Origin of the sequence: Blautia sp. AF26-2 (assembly GCF_003460955.1) — a bacterium.
GTDB classification, from domain to species: Bacteria; Bacillota; Clostridia; order Lachnospirales; family Lachnospiraceae; genus Fusicatenibacter; species Fusicatenibacter saccharivorans.
In genome coordinates this window covers 188,847-189,192 of sequence record NZ_QTWD01000003.1, presented here as the reverse complement: position 1 = coordinate 189,192, position 346 = coordinate 188,847, and the positions used below count along the sequence as shown (strand labels likewise).

The 346-nt window shown below is 35.5% G+C and carries 1 pseudogene; it reads left to right on the top strand.

Going from position 1 to position 346, the window contains the following annotated elements:
* Positions 1–191: 191 nt before the first annotated feature.
* Positions 192–346: pseudogene (locus DWY63_RS18335) on the top strand (transposase); the annotation flags it as partial.

Sequence of the window (346 nt, the reverse complement as noted above, 5' to 3'; positions counted from 1 at the left end):
ATCACAACATGTACTGGCGTACAATGAAAGAGTGGTGAAAGAAGGTTGACGTTCTGTATATTATCCAATGCGTCGTAAAACCGCTTGCTTTAGCTATGGGGATATAAGACGCGTCCATCGAATTTACGCAAGTAATTGAGATGGACAAAATAGTGTTGTATTAAATGAAAAAAATATAGTATAATACAAACATGAATACAACATATAAATCAAACAACAATGTCGTCTATTCGTGCAAATACCATGTAGTATGGTGTCCTAAATATAGACGAAAAGTATTAACCAATGGTGTAGATACCAGGTTGAAGGAACTGCTCACAGAGTATGCTGCAAATCTTTCTGTAGA